The sequence below is a fragment of the Glutamicibacter sp. 2E12 genome (assembly GCF_050030965.1).
Lineage (GTDB): Bacteria > Actinomycetota > Actinomycetes > Actinomycetales > Micrococcaceae > Glutamicibacter.
The window spans coordinates 2,045,938-2,060,988 of sequence record NZ_CP188297.1; the positions used below are offsets into that span (position 1 = coordinate 2,045,938).

The 15,051-nt window shown below is 54.6% G+C and carries 14 protein-coding genes; 7 read left to right on the forward strand and 7 right to left on the reverse strand.

Annotated features, from left to right (window positions below; genetic code table 11):
- Window positions 1–600: 600 nt before the first annotated feature.
- Window positions 601–1,116: a CGNR zinc finger domain-containing protein gene (locus ACP3TE_RS09655; protein WP_286172337.1), complete on the reverse strand. Its 516-nt coding sequence runs from the start codon at window positions 1,114–1,116 to the stop codon at window positions 601–603.
- Window positions 1,117–1,172: 56 nt separating this feature from the next.
- Between ACP3TE_RS09655 and ACP3TE_RS09660 the strand changes: the two genes are divergently transcribed.
- The gene (locus ACP3TE_RS09660) at window positions 1,173–2,093 is read left to right on the forward strand and encodes an AEC family transporter (RefSeq protein WP_402696785.1); all 921 of its coding nucleotides are present in this window, start codon (window positions 1,173–1,175) and stop codon (window positions 2,091–2,093) included.
- Between the two features lie 928 nt (window positions 2,094–3,021).
- A protein-coding gene (locus ACP3TE_RS09665; RefSeq protein ID WP_426733363.1) for an IS3 family transposase occupies window positions 3,022–4,310 on the forward strand; the annotation gives its coding sequence in 2 pieces (ribosomal slippage) (window positions 3,022–3,295 and window positions 3,295–4,310; 1,290 coding nt in all).
- Between the two features lie 544 nt (window positions 4,311–4,854).
- Here ACP3TE_RS09665 and ACP3TE_RS09670 read toward each other — a convergent pair.
- Complete coding sequence (locus tag ACP3TE_RS09670) at window positions 4,855–6,321, reverse strand: amino acid permease (RefSeq protein WP_426733365.1); 1,467 nt, start codon at window positions 6,319–6,321, stop codon at window positions 4,855–4,857.
- Between the two features lie 215 nt (window positions 6,322–6,536).
- The gene (locus ACP3TE_RS09675; protein ID WP_402696788.1) at window positions 6,537–7,796 is read right to left on the reverse strand and encodes a MalY/PatB family protein; all 1,260 of its coding nucleotides are present in this window, start codon (window positions 7,794–7,796) and stop codon (window positions 6,537–6,539) included.
- Window positions 7,797–8,506: 710 nt separating this feature from the next.
- Between ACP3TE_RS09675 and ACP3TE_RS09680 the strand changes: the two genes are divergently transcribed.
- The 3 genes from ACP3TE_RS09680 (at window position 8,507) to trxA (ending at window position 11,147) form a co-directional block, all read left to right on the forward strand.
- Window positions 8,507–9,079, forward strand: a complete 573-nt coding sequence (locus ACP3TE_RS09680; protein ID WP_426733368.1) for an OsmC family protein — start codon at window positions 8,507–8,509, stop codon at window positions 9,077–9,079.
- 325 nt (window positions 9,080–9,404) lie between these two features.
- Complete coding sequence (locus ACP3TE_RS09685; RefSeq protein ID WP_402696794.1) at window positions 9,405–10,196, forward strand: IclR family transcriptional regulator; 792 nt, start codon at window positions 9,405–9,407, stop codon at window positions 10,194–10,196.
- Window positions 10,197–10,820: 624 nt separating this feature from the next.
- A complete protein-coding gene (trxA, locus tag ACP3TE_RS09690; protein ID WP_402696796.1) occupies window positions 10,821–11,147 on the forward strand; it encodes a thioredoxin in 327 nt (108 codons plus the stop codon).
- A 138-nt stretch (window positions 11,148–11,285) separates the two neighbouring features.
- On the opposite strand, the gene ACP3TE_RS09695 is transcribed toward trxA, so the two are convergent.
- Window positions 11,286–11,882, reverse strand: a complete 597-nt coding sequence (locus ACP3TE_RS09695) for a winged helix-turn-helix transcriptional regulator (RefSeq protein ID WP_402696797.1) — start codon at window positions 11,880–11,882, stop codon at window positions 11,286–11,288.
- Here ACP3TE_RS09695 and ACP3TE_RS09700 point away from each other — a divergent pair.
- On the forward strand, window positions 11,769–12,176 hold the full coding sequence (locus tag ACP3TE_RS09700) for a nuclear transport factor 2 family protein (protein WP_133834998.1): 408 nt from the start codon (window positions 11,769–11,771) through the stop codon (window positions 12,174–12,176). The two genes, ACP3TE_RS09695 and ACP3TE_RS09700, sit on opposite strands and share 114 nt — an antisense overlap.
- A gap of 128 nt (window positions 12,177–12,304) precedes the next feature.
- Here the strand turns inward: ACP3TE_RS09700 and ACP3TE_RS09705 are convergent, their stop codons facing one another.
- Window positions 12,305–12,742 (reverse strand): OsmC family protein, encoded by a 438-nt coding sequence (locus tag ACP3TE_RS09705; RefSeq protein WP_208294306.1) that lies wholly within the window; start codon window positions 12,740–12,742, stop codon window positions 12,305–12,307.
- Window positions 12,743–12,889: 147 nt separating this feature from the next.
- On the reverse strand, window positions 12,890–13,519 hold the full coding sequence (locus ACP3TE_RS09710) for an isochorismatase family protein (protein WP_426733372.1): 630 nt from the start codon (window positions 13,517–13,519) through the stop codon (window positions 12,890–12,892).
- A 288-nt stretch (window positions 13,520–13,807) separates the two neighbouring features.
- Between ACP3TE_RS09710 and ACP3TE_RS09715 the strand changes: the two genes are divergently transcribed.
- Window positions 13,808–14,419: a TetR/AcrR family transcriptional regulator gene (locus ACP3TE_RS09715; RefSeq protein WP_133835000.1), complete on the forward strand. Its 612-nt coding sequence runs from the start codon at window positions 13,808–13,810 to the stop codon at window positions 14,417–14,419.
- Between the two features lie 50 nt (window positions 14,420–14,469).
- On the opposite strand, the gene ACP3TE_RS09720 is transcribed toward ACP3TE_RS09715, so the two are convergent.
- On the reverse strand, window positions 14,470–14,961 hold the full coding sequence (locus ACP3TE_RS09720; protein ID WP_426733374.1) for a substrate-binding domain-containing protein: 492 nt from the start codon (window positions 14,959–14,961) through the stop codon (window positions 14,470–14,472).
- Window positions 14,962–15,051 lie beyond the last annotated feature (90 nt).

Below are 15,051 nucleotides of genomic sequence, written 5' to 3' on the forward strand. Positions count from 1 at the left end.
TTAATCACTGATGCCACAGACCTATATCCATAGCCTTGCTCGAAGAGTTCCACGAGTTGCTCGCGTTGGTACTCGGATAGTGTGCTTCGTGCGTGCATGAAAATGCTCCCCTAAAGTTGTTGACTTTTACAGTCCAACTTTCGGGGAGCAGTTCATTCCGGGGCTATTATCCATCGTCTCAAATCTAACGGTTCTGGCAGATGTGCTACTGGACAAGGGGGAGAGGTCTAGAGAATTTTGTTGCCTGGGCAATTGCCCTTCCTGAAGCAGGAATGATTTGAATTTTTCTACTCAAGGCCTAACGGCTTAGTTATGCTTTCTGCGGTCAGTTCAATCTGAGGCTGCGGCGAGGTGTTGAACATCGGGTAATACTTTCTGATCTGAGGATGTCCTTGTTCCGTAGGTTAGGTTGTTACCACTGTTTAGCATTAATGGTCTAGTGCATACTGCGTTGTGTAGTCATTACGCCTTCCACAAATGAGAACCTCAAAGAAGAAGAGCGCGCTGCTTTGTGCAGCTTCGCGTTTATACGAGACCATATAGAACGATGGTTTGCTTAATTAGCTAAGCTGAAACTGTCCGGTTTTGAGCTCGGCTTACTTAATGTTGAGAATCTCTTCTGGAGCTGGAGCGGTGGCGATCCACGGCATCTCGGTTTCCGCAGCGAGCGGAGCAATAGGTGCGTAACCCATTGCGGCTGGTATCGACGTAAGCAACGGTGCAACCTTGTCTCTGGCAGGTACCTAGCCTTTGGCCTCCGGATTCCACGGTGAAAATTGCCAGACCTCCCGCGGTGACGGCTTTGACTCGCGCCACGAGATCTTGATCCTCGGAAGCAAAATGCAGATGGGGTCGCAACCCATCGTGGGCTGTCACATAGGTCTTTGTTGCACCTTTCGCTAGCAAGATATTGATCGACTCCAGGCGCGCATCTACGCTCTCAGCGGTGAAGGCTGGCTCGAGAAGCGTTGCCCACGCAAGTATTTGCTGGGATTTTTCCGTGGTGAGTGTGATCTGACGAATCTCATGATTGGACAAGAGCTCTCGCAGATGCTGAATGTCCCACCCGCGGCCCAGTAAAGTCACCAAGTCGGCGGCAAGGAGCGAACCAGTCATATTGTCATGGTTGAAATGCACTAACCCATTGCACCATAGTCAAGGGTGTGAATGTCGTGAGCGCCGCAATTTTTCCTATTCTACTAATCCTCATCGCAGGGATATTTCTGCGCAGATACCTCCCTGACAAGGGAGGATTCTGGGAGGGTTTGTCGTGGATGAGCTACTGGATTTTTACACCGGCCTTGTTTGTTACTAGCATCGGGAGCGCCGATCTTTCCATCATCGAGCCGGGGCCATTGCTATTCAGTCTGCTGATACCGGTTTTAGCGGTAGCCGGGCTCGCTTTAGGATTGGGTAAGCTTGTTCGCGCAAACGGTCCGCAATTAACTTCTCTTGTGCAAGGTTCAATCCGCATCAACACCTATATCGGTCTGATTTTCGTGTCTGCGCTTCATGGGTCTGCCGGTATTGCCAGCTTTGCACTTGCTTGTGCGGTCGTTGTTCCCTTGGTGAACATCATCTGCGTCAGCGCACTTTCCGTCTATGGGGCAAAGCAGCGCTACGGCGGTAAGCTCCGGCTATGGCAGGAACTGATGTTCAATCCACTAATCCTTTCGTGTGCGGGTGGATTATTGATTAATACCCTGTCTATACCCTTGCCGGGATTTCTGGGATCCACGCTCAACATGCTCGCCGCTCCAGCGCTGGTGTGCGGAACACTCATTGCCGGAGCAGCACTGAGCTTTAATTTCCGCTGGCGCGATGTGCTCGATATTGGCATCGCAACAATCCTGAAGCTGGCTATCCTTCCAGTGGCAGCAATGGCGATCGCAATCCCCCTTGGGGTGACGGGGACCAGCTTGTCCGCCATCGTCTTGATCTGCGCTGTGCCAACTGCCCCGAGCGCCAACGTTCTGGCAGCCCGCATGGGTGGAGACACACGCCTGATTGCCGCAATCACTGGTACGCAGACCATTTGTGCTCTGGGAACGATTCCCCTAATGGTCGCGATCGCCAACCACTTTACATTTTAGTTTCCGTGTCGTGGCCAGCCATCCGCTATCCGATAAACTCGGGGTCATTCTCAAAACCTGCGAGTTGTACTTGACGGGGGAGTAGCACCAAGAATGCCCGAGGCATGGCAAATCCTCCGTCGCCATTCAAGATTTCGGTTACGAACAATTTCTGCATTCCTTGGGCCGAATCGAAAACATTTCCAAGGTGGCGACCTAGGCTCAACCTCAGTAGATACTATCTATGGGTCACGATTTCACTCCGAATCCCTGGATGCCCCTGCCTATGACCATAAAAAGCAACTACCCCAGAGCGGGAAGGATCAGAGCTGCATTGAGCCGGACGAAGATTGCCTCGATTGCACGAAGGAAGCCTGGCATCATCGTGGACGTTTGATTTCAAATGGCATATAAATCCGCAGTGGAGATGATCGAAGTCACGGCGGGAAGCGTGAGGAGTATTTGAGAACCAGCGGCACCTAAATTTCGCGTCACTTACTGATCACAACTGCCGGGTCCACGTCCGCAGGGCTTATAAATGGGACCTCAGCATTCGGAAGTCGAACAGCCGTCGCATCCACCTGGATCCTCGTTTCATGGAAGAAAAATAGGCATGACTAGCTAAATTCTAGTCGATGGGACAGTATTCGCTTTTCATTTTTCGGACCTTGCCTTGCTGACGAAATCGATTTGTGACAGCTGCATGTAAGCGATTCTGTGGGCTTTTCACAATCAATACCGCGATGTGTCCGATTACAGAGCGGTGCCCCGAGCAGTTTCGACGGTGCCCTAGGAACTCGCCCGCAATTTCGGTCTAAGCTATCAGCCACATGATGCACAGCTCCCAGCAGCATAAATGCCTGCCGGACCGTAAAACCTGCAAGTCGCCTGTGTAGAATGAACCGTCCCTGATTTGATGCCGCTGTCTTTCGAGAGAAAGATAGCAACCATGCCCAAGAAATACCCTGCCGAAGTTCGTGAACGCGCCGTAGCGATGGTTGTGGACCGGCTCTCCGAGTACCCTTCCATATATGCAGCGTGCAAGGCCCTGGCTCCGAAGCTGGATGTCGGTCCCGAATCATTGCGTCGCTGGGTGCTCCAGGCCCAGGCCGACACCGGTGAGAAGGACGGCCCAACCACTACCGAACTCGATGAGCTCAAGGCGTTGCGGGCGGAGAATCGGGATTTGAAGGAAGCCAACGAAATCTTGAAAGCTGCCTCAATTTTCTTCGCGAGGGAACTCGACCCTCGCCGCCGCTAATCTGCCGATTCGTTGATGAGCAGCGGGCCGAAGGTCATGCGGTCGAGTCGATCTGCGCCGTCCTGCGTGAGCAGGGCGTGCAGGTTACCGCACGAACCTACCGGGCCTGGAAAACAAGGCCTCCGGCCCTGCGAGCAGTTGAAGATGCGAAGGTCATTGACACGTTACGCAGCCTCAAAGTGTTAGACGCTAAAGGAAGACCGAAGCCAGAAATCCTTTATGGCCGGCGAAAGATGACCGCTTGGCTGCGGCGCAACGGCTTCCCCGCGGTCTCCAAACACACCGTTGACCGGCTCATGCGTGACGAGGGCATGAACGGCATGATCCGGGGCCGCAAGACCCGCACCACGATCCCTGGCAAGGACGGACGCAGGGCCGGTGACCTGCTGAACCGAGACTTCACGGCAGAGGCACCAAACCGGATTTGGGTCACGGACTTCACCTACGTGCCGGTGTATTCCGGGTTCGTCTACGTGGCGTTGGTGATCGATCTGTATTCGCGGGCCATCGTCGGCTGGGAAACCTCCACTGTGAAAGACGCCGCTTTCGTGGAGCAGTGCCTGAAAATGGCCCTGTGGCGCCGAAAACACAGCAAAAGGCCGGTTGACAAGGGGCTTTTGCATCACTCGGACGCGGGAAGCCAATACACCTCGATCCGGTACACCGACACTTTGGAAATTGAGGGGCTGGTTCCGTCGATTGGCAGTGTCGGCGACGCTTACGATAATGCCGCCGCGGAGACGGTGATGGGCTTGTTCAAGAACGAGACCGTGGCCAAGGGTTCACCGTTCCGTACTGGTGCGTTGAAGACCGAATCCGACGTCGTTGAGGTCGCCTTCGGCTGGGTCTTTTGGTACAACAATGATCGCTTGCATTCCTCGCTGGATCACCAAACTCCAGAGGAATTTGAGCGAGCCTACTATGATGAAATGACAGGCTCGTTACCCGACGCAGCCGCACATAAGACGGCGGCATGATTTCCGGGACGGTTCATACTGAACGTGTCTGGTTTAGGGGTAAGGAGCTGCGATGGCAACACACAAGTTTATACCTCGGCCGCCGATAAAAATGACTCTAGCCCATGACTCGATCAGCCCACGGCAGCGAAGGTGCACTGAAACACCAACGGCTTGCTAAGCTTGGCTTTCCCAAGGGATTCCAACTCGGCAAACGCAGTCTCAAAGAACGTGAAGGAGGGCTACGCTGACGGCTCAGGCGTCGTTCTTGCGAAGAGCTCGGTTGAGATATCTCAACCGAGCTCTTCGCAAGAACTATTATTTGAAGCCAAGCCAGGTGTTACTACGCTATCTAGAATTCGATAACACCAAAACTGTATTGTGCTCTAATGCGGATGCACTGTCAGAACGTCGCTTTCTCTTGCCGCAGATCTCTCGCAGCGTTCGAATTTGCCATGAAGTACATCATTAGCGCCGGCAAAGATCTCCGGATGCTTCGGGTTTTCACATTGAAGAAGGCCGGCTATGGCAAATTGTTATTATCCGAGTGTTCTATCGAAGTCCCCTAATTCTTTACTCGGCTGTACCCTGCTTGTGCAATTGATCGGATTCGCCCGCGGCAACCAAACCATCCGATGCAAATCATTGTGGAGCACACAGCAGTTACGACCAAGGTAGCTGGGGACTCCACAAACACCATTACCAGCACGACGCCAAGGAACAACAATGTTGCATACCCAGTGTAGGGAGCACCAATCAGGCGAAACGACGGGCGGACTAGACTGCCTTGGCGCGATAAGCGCTGCAATTTGAGCTGGCAAGCGATGATGGTTGCCCACGCGACGATAATGCCCACTGCAGCGACGCTCAGCACTATTTCGAACACGTCTCCCGGCATCAAGTAGTTCAACGGGACTCCAAGCAATGCCACAAATGCGGTGATAGCAATTCCTCCGACCGGAACGCCCCTGCGAGTCATCTTGCGGGCCATGCGTGGTGCAGATCCGGCCAGAGCCATAGATCGTAGAGTCCGGCCTGTCGTGTACAAACCAGCGTTTAGTGAGGAGAGGGCCGCAGTGAGGACAACAAAGTTCATCACGACATCGATTCCATCAATTCCGATTGCGGAGAAGAACGTCACGAATGGGCTTTCTCCAGCTTTGTAATAGGTGTAAGGCAGCAGCAGAGCAAGTAGTCCGACGGATCCCACGTAGAACACTGCGATGCGGAAAATTACCGAATTAATTGCTTTGGGCATGATCTTTTCAGGGTGTTTTGTTTCTCCTGCTGCGGTGCCGACCATTTCGATCGAGGCGAAGGCGAATACAACTCCTTGCATCAGCATGATCATCGGCAGTAGACCATTGGGGAAGAGGCCACCGTTTTGCGCAATCATTCCAATACCAACTTCGTGGCCATCGATAGGGGTTCCAAATACTACGAAGTAGATTCCCACCAGCATAAACGCCACCAGTGCAGCTACCTTGATCAAGGCGAACCAGAATTCGAGCTCCCCGAACACCTTGACTGAAACCAGATTAAGCGACAGAACCAGGATGAGTGCGAGCAATGCCCATAGCCACTGCGGGACATCTGCTATCCAAGACACGTAGTTTCCGAAGAAATTCATGTAGATTGCCGCCGCAGTGATGTCGACAATTGTGGTTGCCGCCCAAACGACCCAATAGAACCATCCCGAGACGAAGGCGGCCTTCTCTCCGAAAAATTCACGCGCATACGATACAAATGAACCAGAAGTGGGCCGATGCAAAATAAGCTCGCCAAGCGCGCGCAAGATGAAGAATGCAAAGATGCCACAAATAGCGTAAGAGAAGACCAGCGATGGTCCTGCAGATTCTAATCGTTCTCCGGCTCCAAGGAAGAGACCAGTGCCGATCGAACCTCCGATGGCAATCATATTGATCTGCCGTCCCGTAAGGTTCTTTTGATAGCCGTTGTCTTCTAGCTCGATGACCGAGTCGGTCTTCGCCGTTCCTGCTAGGCTATCCCGCGAGGTTTTAGAGGTTTTCATGTGATCCTTTCTTGGACACTTCACTGGTCAGATAGACCGTTTATCTGCGAATCCAATGAGATGTGGGTTCCGGCACTTAGTAGCCGTCTTCTTCGATCGTCAAGTCAGTGAATCCTTTGCGGGAAGCCGTGGATTCTTTGGGGAACGCGGAACTGGAACATTGTCGGTTGCTATCTCATCTTGAGAATGCACATTTTGTGGCCATGGACTGATCTCTAATGGAGGGCTTTCAAAGAACTGGCCATGCGTAGTAGTCCATCTTTGAGAATCGACTTGGACGTTGCGAAGTTGAGTCTTGCGTGGCCTGATCCGCCGCTTCCGAAGACGTGGCCGGAGCTCAGAGCTACTTGGGCGTGGTCGATGAAGAACTGAGCCGGCCCGGATAGTTCGGCGACGGTGGCTAGCTTCCCATCTTGGGCTTCTTCCGTAATTCCCATGTCGCTGAAGTCCAGCCACGCCAAGTACGTTCCCTCAGGGGCCTTGTAGCCCACCTGTGGCATATGCTCGGCCAAAATTTTGCCCAGTAATGCACGGTTATCATCAAGGCCTTGGAGCAGTGAGTCCAGCCATGGTCTGCCTTGGTTGAAAGCGACAGTGTGGGCTATGATCCCTAGATGACTTGGTCCGTGGCTGACTTCTTCGGGCATACGCGCTAGATCTTCTGCGGCTTCTTCACCGGCATAGGCCAGCGCCGCTTTGAGTCCGGCAAGATTCCAGGCTTTGGACGCAGAAGTCAAAGCGAAGGCATTTTCCGAGCCCGGGACGCTGAGGTAGGGCGTGAAAGTGGCACCTGCCAAGATCAGTGGTGCGTGGATTTCGTCGGAAATGACGCGAACCCCGTGAGCGCGTGCCAACTGGGCCACGGCAGTAAGTTCGGCTGCAGTGTGTACGGTCCCGGTGGGGTTGTGTGGGTTGCTCATAAGGTATGCGGCTCGTTTACCTCCGATAGTGGCTTGGGCAAAGGCCTTATCCAGATTTTCCATGGATATGCGCAGGTCGCCTCCCAAGGGAGCCTCGATGATATTTCTGCCATCGTGGCTGACGAAGGCATAGAAAGGGGCATAGACCGGGGGACTGACTACGACGTTGTCGCCTCGGTCGGTGATCAGTCGCAACACTTCGACAATGCCCATCATCACGTCCGGAACAATCGCGGTGCGTTCCACAGCTAATCCATTCCAGCCCCAACGCTCAGAGGCGAAGCACTTCACTGCTTCGGCCAATTGCGTTCCCGCTGGGTATCCGGTATCGCCCGAGTCAACCGTCTTTTTTAAGCATTCGGCAATGGGAGGAGCTAGGTTGACGTCCATTTCGGCAACCCATAGGGGTAGAACGTTTTCCGGATGTGCTGCCCATTTCATGCTCGTTCGTTTTCGCAGCTGTGCCAGATTGAGTTCTTCCAGCGGATTTGATGGGTTTTCATCTTGGCGGACTAGGTTTTCTGCTGAACCGAGTGCGTTCAAAGGAGTTTGCATCTTGGGGTCACCTCAAGTTAGTTCATATTCGTTGGTTTGTTTATTCTTAGGGCATTTTGTGATGTACGCGGGTTGTCGCCTCGTTGGGCCAGGACATCGGTACTCAACATGGCATGCATAAGCTGTCCATGCTCGGGACAAGACTCAGATCAGAAGGGTCTGAAAGAGGCTAGGTTCCCTTCTGCAACTGGAACAGACTCTGGGCTGTCAGCAAACTTGCTCGCCCTACCCTCGGTTAAGAAATCACGAGATATCCCGTTCCCATAGTTTCAGCGGCAAGCCGTCGTTTAGGGTCATTTCCAGAGATCCTTGCTTCGAGTCCTTTAGCGAGACTTTCGAGCTAATTTTTGTTCATGTATCTACCTAAGTTCTTGGCCAGCCCGTAAAGATGCGACCGTTCATGCTGGCCGCATACTCGAGATGGAACACTCAAGCCAACAATAGAGGTGACGGGAGTCACTTCCGAATAAATGGAAGATTACACTAAAGCGGAACTTAGAACCATAACTTACCCATAAATTTCTAGATATGAGCAAAAATACGTAGTCGAGCGAATATCAAGTTCCATTTTTGATCACTAAATACTCACGAATGGAACTTGCATGTTGATCTGGGGATGGTTTTCATGTTTACTGGTTCGTATCCGGGTACAAGTTATCGCCATGTCATTTAGTCATGTACTCGGATCACAAATAACCTAGGGAGCGAAAATGGACCTCGTAGAAACTCAGTCAGATATCAACAAAGGAATCGATGTCAATGTCCTGCGACAGACCACCAAAGCAGTTGAGGCCGATCGAAATCTTGGAAAGTTCACGTTTGAAGTTCAAGGCACATGGGCCGGCGGCGTGAGCCTGGAATCCGGCACCGGAGCTATTACTCAGGCAGGTGTCCGCGATGAATCACGGGTTAACAAGTTCAGCATGAAGAGTGACGAGCCGCCGGCACTCTTGGGCGATGACACGGATGTTTCTCCGTCTGAATACGTCCTGCAAGCACTTGCTGCGTGCTACACGGCAAGCCTCGCCATGAAAGCGGCTGACGCTGGAATCACCCTTCGTGCTTTCAACGTGCAGGTGGAAGGTGACTTTGATGTAGCATCGTTCTTGGAAATTGCTCCCGAAGAGCACCCTGGAGCAAGCCAGATCCGCATCAATGTTGACATTGATGCTCCGGAGGCAAGCCGCGAGCAGCTGGCTGAACTCGTCGCGGTTGTCGAACGTCGATCGCCCATTCGTGACACGTTGGCTCGTCCGGTGGATGTCGTCACCACCCTACTTTAGGGTTCTAGAAGGAGCGCTGGGATTGAAGTGGTGACGTGCTTCAAAAATTGAACAAGTACTCGGTCTTCGAGCAAAAACACACGGTCTGCTCTTAATCTTCGTAAAGTAAGGCATTATCAACGCTGCCGTCGGTTCGGACATCATCCTTCCGGTTTAGATAGGACCGAGCCGACGGCTGGTTTGTAGTACCTTGCTCGAGCCGAGAGATCAGGATTGAAGTAGGCTAAATGTATATCTTTCATCGGGGTATCCTGTTCGTTAGCCATGTGTAGCCAATGAGAGTAGGCAGTAAGTGGGAGAAAACCAGTCTGAGAGTGTCCGTAGTGTGGAGCGCGCAACCCGGATTATCCAGGTTGTTGCCGATGCTGGGGTAGATGGATGCCGTTTTACTACCATCGTCAACGACTCGGAATTGTCAAAAACCACGACACATCGGATTCTCGGCACGCTGGTCAATTTGGGTTGGCTTGAGCTGTCGGAGGATGAGTCCGTCTACTATCTCGGGCTTCCCCTTGTTCCAATCGGCATCAGGGCTTCTAATCGTCATGGCATTGTCGATTTGGCAACACCCCATTTGGAACGCCTCGCGGAACTCACTGGTGACACACTGTATCTTGTTGTTCGAATCGGCGACAAAGCGTTGTGCATCGACCGTCACGTAGGTGATTACCCGATTAAAACTACGCTTATCCGCGTAGGTGACTATCGGTCGCTGGGGACCTGTGGCGGTAGTCTCGCACTGCTGACCGGGCAACCCCAGAACCTCATCGAAGAATTGATCTTGGGCGCCTCTAATGAGGACGGGTTGAGTCAAAACCAGGATTTTGCGAAGCTGCCCTTCCTTATTGAACAGTCTCAACAACTGGGCTACTCAACCGCTCCGAGAGTATGGATCGATGGTGCCGGTGGCATCGGTGTACCAGTCCTTGGGGCAGACGGGGCAGCCGTCGCGGCCATTTCGCTGGAGGCCATTGATGCCCGATTGGAAGAACCCCGTAGATCGCAACTCGTTCGTTGGATGCAACAAGAGGCAACTGAGCTGTCTGAAAAGTTCAAAATGATCAATTCTGAATTTGGCCAGTCAGACGTTCGCCGGCTCCTCTCGTCTGCTCTGTAAGATTATTCCAACTGGTCTATGCTTCGCAGACGATCTAATTTAAGGATCTCTGCAGAATATGTTCCTGTCCTTTAGCAGGCCAACCCAGGACTTGATGTTTGAGGGAATCAATTCCTGTGATTCTTTGGGTAGGAAGAATTCATCCAAGGCCATGATCGACATGCGGAGCAGCTGAGGAATGCCGAGTCCTGCATCCGCCGTTTGGTTACTCCCACCCGGGACATCATTTGTTGTTCTTTCCTCGCTGGCGTCAGCAAGTTAACGAGTTTTAATGGTGTTTGACGTGCGATAGACCAGCCTGAAACGTCATGCAGCAGAGCACAAGTACTGCACCGTGTAGATTTCGATATGACCGATGAGAAACTCAAATACGATATAGCGCCCTTGTGGCCTTTCCACGGTTTCCTTCAGCTACATTTGGGGCCGCATACGTATTGGTCGAGAACCATTTCAAATTGCGCACGATTGCTATCGGCCCTAGGACCCGCGCTATTTCGATAACACCAAGACGCCTGCCAATTGCCGTCAGACTTTCCTTAACGAAAGCCTCTCTCAGATCATAGACAGCAGATGAGTCCAGGATCTTCCCATAGCCAAAGTTTGCACATCACAGAAAGAAAAATCATGTCAGTTCAATCTGCAACCACGTCCACATTCCAGGCTGAAGTCCTCCAAAGCGATATTCCAGTCCTCGTAGACTTTTGGGCACCATGGTGTCCACCATGCCGAGCAGTAGCTCCAATCCTGGACACGTTGGCTCAGGAGAACTCTGGAAAGATCAAGGTCGTCAAGATCAACGTCGACGATAATCCACAACTGGCTCAGCAGTACTCGGTCTCATCTATCCCTGCCTTCAGAATCTTTGACAATGGCCAATCTGCTGGTTCTTTCGTTGGTGCGATGTCCAAGGAATCTTTCGAGGAACGGCTATCGGCATTCCTGGGCGATTAGTCCCAAAATCCGTATTGCCGGAGAAGCCCTCGAAGGGAAATTCGAGGGCTTCTGACGTCCTTGCTTCGGGGCCAGAAGCACTCGATTCGGATCTGACTGGATTGATCCCACGAGTGGAAGCCCACCCAGCATCCGGTGTCATCTCACCGCGATATCGGCGGCCGCCAACTTCTCGTCGTAGGAAGCGCGGGCGGTCTCAACCTCGGTGAAGTGCGTCTCGGCCCATTGGCCGAGCGCCTCGAGCGGCTGCCTCAGCGTCTGCCCGAGGTCGGTGAGCTCGTACTCCACGCGTGGAGGCATCTGGTCATACGCAGTCCGCGAGACAATCCCGTCGCGCTCTAGGTCGCGCAGGGTATCGGCCAGAACTTTCCCGCTGATCCCGTCCACGGCCTTGCGGATCTCCCCGAATCGCAGACGGCCCTTACTGAGAGCGATCACTGTCATTGCGGTCCATTTATTAGCTATTCGCGCCAGCGATGTGCGCGACGGGCACGACGCGACCATCACGTTCCACGGCGGCTGTTCGTCCATGTTGCACTCTTTTCTGCAGTTACGTTGAGGTAACAGGTTACCGATAGTTACCATTAGTGTATCCATATACCGCACGATTAAGGAGATTCCATGGCCCAGAACCAGACCGCCCCCGCCGAAGTCGCGGCCGCGTATTTTGATGCCTTGGGTAACGGCGACGTTCCCACCGCGATGGCTCAGCTGAGCCCGGAGGTTGTGTGGCATCAGCCGGGAGCCAACCAGTTCTCCGGGGAGCATGTCGGTGTCGAGGGCGTCGGTACGCTGCTCGGCGGGATGATGGAAGCCAGCGAGGGCAGCTTCCAGCTTGCCGTGACCGGTTCTGCGATGGTCAACGGCGAATTCGTTGCCGTCCCAGTACGCTTTACCGGTGCACGCTCCAGTGCATCGATGGACATGGCAGGAGTGGATCTACTGACGATCCGCGACGGCAAGATCGTCGCCGTGCATTTGTTCTCCGAGGACGGAGCCGCAGAGGACGCATTCTGGGGTCGCGGCTGAGCACGCAATGTCAACGACAGAGCAGCCCCGCGACTAATGGACGCGGGGCTGCTCTGTCTCGTTGCCCATTAGCCGTCTAGGACATGCCTCGCATGATACGGCTAGGGCAAACGTTATTCAGGGGCAGGTCAGCTACCGCACTCCTGACTTTCAAGTTCGGTGGTGGCTTCGATGCCGGCGTTGAGTGATCGCTTCACTGTGCACAGCTTGTCGATGATCCGCACCGCGCTTGAGACCAGCCTGTCGTGATCGCTTTGGTCGAGTTCCGATGAGTCCACCGTGATTCTCGTGATGAGCTCCTCCACTCGGTTCTGCTCTGCGTCGTAAACCGCATTTACGGTCGTGACGGCGTCGAACTCTTCGCCGAGTCTGCTTACTAGTTGCGCTTCGGCGGAAAGGGAAGCGCAGCCAGCAAGCGCGGCCTGCAGCAGTTCGACGGGTGAGAATGCGCCGGCGGCACCGGGTGCCCCGATGCGCAGCTCGGCACCGGCGCTATTGCGAACGGTGTAGGTGCCGGACGAAGTGCGTTGAGCGACGAGTTCGGGGATTGGGGCGTGTCCTGCCATGATCGTTTTCTCCTTGTTTCTTTTGGGGTGATTGTCAATATCTGGGAAAGATGAGCGATTGGAAAAGCGATTTTGCAGAGGGCTAGTATGGTCCCGGCGTTCTTCGAATGCCGGGCGACGCTGCAACTTGTTACTGGGAGTTCCTCGTCAGGCGTTGGTACGGCCTTGTGTTGCGGATGTGACGAGATCGCTTTTGGCTAGAGCCTGGTCGGTTTGCAGGGCCGTGGTCCAGATTCCGGTATCTGTGACGGAGGCCCAGTTCGAGTGCAGCAGAGCCATGAGTGTTTCGTGAACCTGCTGTGCGGAGGCTCGTCCGGCCTCATTTGCCAGGTCGATCGCTCCGGTTGCGTCGGAGAGGACCTCGACCGCGAAGTTGAGTGGCTCGGCTGCGGCCGCTGATGCGACCACGCAGTTGTTGGTCATGTACCCGACCAGTGTGATGGTATCGACGGACTGCTCGCGCAGCCATGCCGCGAGGTCGGTGTTGGCAAAGATACTGGAGAATTTTTTGTGCACGCGATGTGTTGCGTGATTTTCGTGCGCGGCGACCGCGAGGTGGTTGTCGTAGGTTGGCGACCCGGAGGCGAAGACTGGGGATTCGGCGGGCAGTTCGTGTTGCACAAGTACGACCGGGATGTCGGCCTGCTTGGCTGCTTGGATCGCGTCATCGATGCGGGCAATCGAGGTATCGCGGTCCGGGTGCTGGATGGGGAGGAGTCCTTCGAAGTATTCCTGCTGGGCGTCGATGACGATTAGGGCGCGTTTTGGTGCGGTCATGATTTCTCTCCTGTATGTGATGGGTGATGCTGGGTTGGATGCTTGGTTGGTGGTCAAGCGAGCGGAGGGCGGCATATCATCGGGGTTAGGTCCCGCTACCTCATTGACATGTTGCTGCTAGAGTGGCCCGGTCAGCCGATGGTCGTGGAGTCTTGAAGGATGGTTGAAGCACAACTCGGTGCTGCCCGCAGCCCCCATGTGGATTTCCTTCACTCTCAGTCAAACAACCAGACCGACCGGTCTGCCTGGTTTTCAGGGTAGACCGGTCGGTCTGGTATCGTCAAGCCCATGACGATGCCAGACCATTCACCACAGGAAGGACCCTCCGCACGCACGAGGATCTTAGACGCGGCCTCGCGGCTCTTCGCCGAGCACGGAGTCCGTGCCGTGGGCGTGGCCAGGGTGATCTCGGAGGCCGGGGTCGCCAAGGCCACCTTGTATGCACACTTCTCATCGAAAGAGGATCTCGTGCGTGCGTATCTAGAACGCCAGGCTGAGCGCTCTGAGCGGGAGATCGATTCCCTCGAACGGAGAGGGGTCCATGGGGGACTGCTGATCAGAGCGGTCTTCGACCTTGCGGCGGCTGCAGCTGCTCAGGACTGGTATGCGGGCTGCTGCTTCATAGCAGCGGCGGCGGAGCATCTCGACGATTCCGGGGGGATTTCCCGGGTGCTTGCTGATCAGCGGCAGTCGCTGCTGCAAAGGTTCGACCGCTGCCTCGACGACAGCGATCCGCGCAGCCGGGACCGGATAGCCAGGCAGCTAATGGCTCTGCTCGACGGGGCGAAGATCGCCTCGCTAGAGGAGGGTGCTTCCGCCTTCGATGCTGTCATTCCGCTGGTCGATCTGCTGGCAACCGGGACTGCACTCGCGGCACCTGCTGAAGAACTCCGACTCTGATTGAGCAGGAGAACTGCCGGGGCAAAGCCGTAAAAGGGGCTGTGTTTTTGTCAAGCGGATTCCGGAACGACCGTGGTGAAGAGATTGGCGGGATCGGTCGCCTCGGGGGCGGCGCCTTCATGCAGGGCCGATGTCACTTCATGTTCGATGCGCCGAGCCTCGGCGACGTAGGCGCAGATCGCCGTCATAGGATCGTCCAGCCCTCGCCAGTGCTCGATCGCGGCAGCGGCGAATTGGGCGTCGAGCGGCACAGTACGTACCTCCGGCGCAGCAATGCCAGCGTCCGCACATGCTGCCCGAACACCTTCAAGCCGCGGTTCGGCGAAGTCCCTAAGCAAAGGCGACTCGGGGTAGGCATAGCCGATTCTCGTGTGCCCGGCCGCGATGAGGTGCTCTGCCTGCAGCCGACCGATCCTGGAGTCGGGCCGGACGAAGCGCGCGCTCCCGTCGGACTCGCCGGAGAAGAGTACGGCCACGCACTGCACGCCGGCAGTGCGCATAACACGATCTGAATTCGGATCCACGAAAGTGTAGGACAGCACTGCAGCAGGAGCGATGTCGCTCCATGCAGCTTCGACGCCGCGCCCGTTATCTTTTTGATAGTCCCTAAAAAGAGGATCATAGGGACTGTC

Bases quoted from the DNA above. Each gene is read 5' to 3' on its own strand.
- ACP3TE_RS09655 (WP_286172337.1), bottom strand. From the start codon at position 1,116: ATGACTGGTTCGCTCCTTGCCGCCGACTTGGTGACTTTACTGGGCCGC.
- ACP3TE_RS09670 (WP_426733365.1), bottom strand. From the start codon at position 6,321: ATGAAAACCTCTAAAACCTCGCGGGATAGCCTAGCAGGAACGGCGAAG.
- ACP3TE_RS09675 (WP_402696788.1), bottom strand. From the start codon at position 7,796: ATGCAAACTCCTTTGAACGCACTCGGTTCAGCAGAAAACCTAGTCCGC.
- ACP3TE_RS09680 (WP_426733368.1), top strand. From the start codon at position 8,507: ATGGACCTCGTAGAAACTCAGTCAGATATCAACAAAGGAATCGATGTC.
- trxA (WP_402696796.1), top strand. From the start codon at position 10,821: ATGTCAGTTCAATCTGCAACCACGTCCACATTCCAGGCTGAAGTCCTC.
- ACP3TE_RS09700 (WP_133834998.1), top strand. From the start codon at position 11,769: ATGGCCCAGAACCAGACCGCCCCCGCCGAAGTCGCGGCCGCGTATTTT.
- ACP3TE_RS09695 (WP_402696797.1), bottom strand. From the start codon at position 11,882: ATGCCACACAACCTCCGGGCTCAGCTGAGCCATCGCGGTGGGAACGTC.
- ACP3TE_RS09705 (WP_208294306.1), bottom strand. From the start codon at position 12,742: ATGGCAGGACACGCCCCAATCCCCGAACTCGTCGCTCAACGCACTTCG.
- ACP3TE_RS09710 (WP_426733372.1), bottom strand. From the start codon at position 13,519: ATGACCGCACCAAAACGCGCCCTAATCGTCATCGACGCCCAGCAGGAA.
- ACP3TE_RS09715 (WP_133835000.1), top strand. From the start codon at position 13,808: ATGACGATGCCAGACCATTCACCACAGGAAGGACCCTCCGCACGCACG.